At 53.3% G+C, this 2,625-nt stretch carries 2 protein-coding genes; both read right to left on the bottom strand.

All coding sequences use genetic code 11. From position 1 onward, the window contains the following. Positions 1–498 precede the first annotated feature (498 nt). The gene (locus NKH12_RS30215; RefSeq protein ID WP_352956452.1) at positions 499–2,307 is read right to left on the bottom strand and encodes a DUF2326 domain-containing protein; all 1,809 of its coding nucleotides are present in this window, start codon (positions 2,305–2,307) and stop codon (positions 499–501) included. 1 nt (position 2,308) lies between these two features. Beyond that, positions 2,309–2,509, bottom strand: coding sequence for an ABC-three component system middle component 8 (locus NKH12_RS30210; protein WP_352956450.1), 201 nt, complete (start codon positions 2,507–2,509; stop codon positions 2,309–2,311). Positions 2,510–2,625 lie beyond the last annotated feature (116 nt).

The raw sequence follows: 2,625 nt of genomic DNA, 5'->3' as shown, positions 1-2,625 counted from the left end.
AATGGCCACCCGAACAGCCAGATCGACGACCTGCTGCCCTGGGCCTACATCCCGGCTCCCGAACTCAGGGCCGTGGCCTGAGAACAGCGCTTACATCCAAAACAAGGGTACGATAGCTTTACGAATCCCAAATGGATCATGCATCGAGAATAGTGCCGGCTGCTCGCCATCGCGCGGCGTCAACGGCTTGGATCGCTCCCCGCTCGCGTGGTTCTCGCAGGTTTCGACAGTGATGGCTGGAAATGCTTCGTTCAACATGCCCCGAGACTAGCATTCTTCCGGCACTGTCCGAGTGCTTATTGTTGAGCTACGTGGCGAACCTCGGTGTTTTTGAAAGGTCACTTGTCACGGGGTACATTCCCTGTGCGGGGACAGATGGAGAGCCGCTCGCAAACTCAACGGATGACCCGCAGAATGGTAGAGAATAATGGATGATTCCTCTGCGATGGGGCACTAAAGTCCGAATCCTAACGCTGAGGCCCACAGCGATGCGGCATATTAAAATTCCGCCGTCTTGAACAATCGCCCTGAGGGACCCTCATCATGCAGGCGCAGAATGATTTCATTATCATTGAATGAAAGCGTGTCGCCCTGTGCATCCTTCGGAAGGTCGGCTGCGATTAGCGTCATGATGTACTGCGTTTTCCCGACAGCTATTTGCTCCCGGATCACCTCCAGCAGTGCAAGTTTCTTTCTGTCATCAAGGGCCTCGAACACGCCGTCGTGGTAGACAAAATGGAAGAACGACGCATTCTCATAGATTTTGAGAAGTGACAAATCGAACAGGGCACAGATCAGCTTCTTATAGCTTGTGCCATCCCCTTGACCTGAGGCCTGACCGACTTGCCCAGCCAATCCTAATCCGATGGTGTAATCGAAATTGCCGTTTGAATTGACCTCGAAGTAGAAGATTCCCTCGTGATTCAAGACGCGCTGGCAATAGGCATTGAATGTCTTGCTGAACCGTTCGAATAGCGGCGTCGGACGCGCGACCATCGTTTTAATCTCGTCTACGACACGGCCCCGTTCACGTTCGCTTTCTCGGACCAATTTTGCGGTTTCCGCGACTTGCTCAAGCTTTCTTCTCTGCTCCTCGAGGTACACGAGTTGGGCGCGTTGGACCGCCAACTCCCTCTGAAGCACCTTGAATTTTTCGAAGGTGTCGGTGCTGCGGAGCAGACGGAGCTGTTGTTCACGCTTGTCGTCTAGTTCGGCCTTCCTGACATCAATGACGGCCATCTCCGCATTAAGTGTTTTGCGGCGACCGCGTAGGGCTGTGTTTCGCTCGTGGGTCACCTTTCTATTGAAAGCGACGAGATCCTCGTATTGTTTCTTGAGCTGGCCGGGAAAGTGGAGCTGGGACTCGCTGAAAATTGACTCGACCTCCTTGAGGTCAAACTTGTCCTTGTGATCGAGAGCCGCGTCGATCTGTCGAACGTCGTACCTGATATTGTAGAGCCGCTCGTTGAGTTCTGAGATTTCCCGTTCCACCTGCTCGACCAGATCCCGCATGATACGGCGCTCTTCATCGTCGAACCGGAAGGCATCGAGCTGTTCCTCAAGCAGGTTCATCTGCTGCTCGAGAACCCCGATCCGGGCGGTCAGCTTGGGGAGCTCATCTTCTGAGAATTGGACCTCAGACTGTTGCTCAGCCTGCTTATGCTTCAGTTTCGAAATTTCTTCGTCAAGCTCGTACTTTCGCTCGACAGGCCGGGAATCAAACCCAAATAGGTGAGCAACGAAGGGCTTCCAGTAGACGTCACGCCCTGCTTGGAATTTTTGAAGTTGGAGCTCATCGCTCCAATCCCCTTGGGCTCTCAGGAAATAAGTGATCGCCTTCCGGTAGTCGTACGGCTTCAAGATGCGAAGATCGAGCCAGGCATCGAGAAGTTTTACGGCTTCATCGATGGGCAAATCGACGTGGTCCCAGGTACCATCCGCTGCGTCGGTGAAGTCCTGATCGCGCTCCGGGTGTCGACGCATAGCAATCTTGGTGGCCGACTCTACGCTGCGGCGCACAGTGGCGTAGTCGCCATCATTCAGAGCAATCTCGAGGAAGAAAACAAAATTCTGAAATCGATCATGGTGCTTCGCCAGGAAGTGGTCTGGCGACATGCCCTTGAGCATCATAAAATCAATCAAATGGAGAAGGGTTGTCTTACCGAGATTGTGTGAATCCCGCTTACGATCGCGCGGTCGGTGAACTTCGCCGATCACGATATTCAGACGATCGGCATCGCGGCCCGAATTAAAGTCAATGGGCTCGAATATGTCACTTGAATTGGAATAGAGACGACTGAGCTGCATCTCATTCCGCCCTATACTCAAGCATGTCGTTCTTCAAATGGTATTCGACGCGGCCTAGGAGAAACAGGAAGCCGAGGGCGGGCAGGAATGCAAGTTCCCCGTCGGCGCCGGTACGTTTAACGACGATCGATCGGAGTTTCTCGAATTCGATAACACCGCGCCGGCGAAGCTCGCGCAGCATAACGGCGGAAATCCTCAGCACTGACACGTCCAGATTGAGATACTTCTTAGTGTCCGATCCAAAAAGGAGTGAGTGATTTCAGCAGGTTGTGATTCTGTCGGATTGCTGAGATTCGACGGAGATCACGATGCCTTGGA

Origin of the sequence: Mesorhizobium sp. M1322 (genome assembly GCF_040318085.1) — a bacterium.
GTDB lineage: Bacteria > Pseudomonadota > Alphaproteobacteria > Rhizobiales > Rhizobiaceae > Mesorhizobium.
This window is presented reverse-complemented; position numbering and strand designations above follow the sequence as displayed.